Raw genomic sequence first — 1,142 nt, 5'->3', positions numbered from 1 at the left:
ATGTTCCGCGACATCGTCGAGGTGGAGCGCGGCATCGTCATGGACGCGCTGCTCGCCTACACCGCGGGCCGCTGCGACGCCGACCCGGCGGAGTTGAAGGCCGATATCGACAGGCTGGAATCGCTTGCCCGCCTGGAAGTTCCGGACTACCGCGAGATCCTCTCGGTGGAGATCGGCCTGGTGCGCCGGCTGCTCACCGCGCTCGGCTCCAGCATGCAGCGCGCGATCTTGAACTCCATCGGCGAGATGGTGCTGGAGGTACCAGAGGCGATCGAGGCCTACTTCGCCGGCGCCGCCGATCTGCACGTGCTGGTCTGGCGGGCCATGATGGCGGTGTGGGAGTCCGATTCCGGGCCGTCCGAGGCGCAGCTCGCGCTCTTCGAAGACCTCTTCGGGATGTATCACGAGAAGGTGCTGGCCCGCTTCGCGGAGTTGCTGGACGCGGCCGAGGAACCCGATTCCGCGCACGCCGCGACTGCCTGACGGTCTCGGGCTGCCAGAGGCGGCAGGGGTTCTCCGGCCGCCCAGCGGAACCGGTCCTCCGGAACGCCGTGATCGGCACCTTCCAGCCTCTGCCAGGTGCGGCGAAACCCATTGCGGCCGCGCGGAAAGGCCGCCGGGACCCCTCGGTCCGGCGGCCTTCCTTCGTCTGCTGACTACAGCGCTCCGTTGAGCTTGTTCAACCGCTCGCAGGACTCCACGTACTCCTCGACCAGCCGTGCCATCACGTCGGCGGAACGCTCGATCTTGTTCATCATGCCGACCACCTGGCCGACCGGATTGAAGTTGACGTCCTTGGCGGCCTCCGGGTACCGGTGCCCGCGCTTGACGCCGTCCAGGGCGACCATCATCTGCAACGGCATCGGCAGCGGATCCGGGGTGTCGGACTGCTCCCACGCCTCGGTCCAGTCATTGCGCAGCATGCGCGCGGGCTTACCGGTCCACGCCCGCGAACGCACGGTGTCGTGGCTGGTGGCCTCGATCAAGGTCTGCATCTGCGCGGGCGGCACATTGGCCTCCTCGACGGTCAGCCAGATCGAACCGGTCCACGCGCCGGCCGCGCCCATCGCCATCGCCGCCGCGACCTGACGGCCGTTGGCGATACCGCCCGCCGCCAGCACCGGCATATCGCCGACCGCGTC

Annotated in this window: 1 protein-coding gene and 1 pseudogene; one reads left to right on the top strand and one right to left on the bottom strand. The window is 68.7% G+C overall.

What is annotated here, in order from left to right; genetic code table 11:
• A pseudogene (locus RJ05_RS31525) lies at nt 1-483 on the top strand (GntR family transcriptional regulator); the annotation flags it as partial.
• 173 nt (nt 484-656) lie between these two features.
• On the opposite strand, the gene RJ05_RS25560 reads toward RJ05_RS31525, so the two are convergent.
• A partial coding sequence (locus RJ05_RS25560) for a nitronate monooxygenase (protein WP_036541642.1) occupies nt 657-1,142 on the bottom strand: 486 nt, incomplete at its 5' end.

Source organism: Nocardia cyriacigeorgica NBRC 100375, from assembly GCF_000308555.1.
GTDB classification, from domain to species: Bacteria; Actinomycetota; Actinomycetes; order Mycobacteriales; family Mycobacteriaceae; genus Nocardia; species Nocardia cyriacigeorgica.
This window is presented reverse-complemented; position numbering and strand designations above follow the sequence as displayed.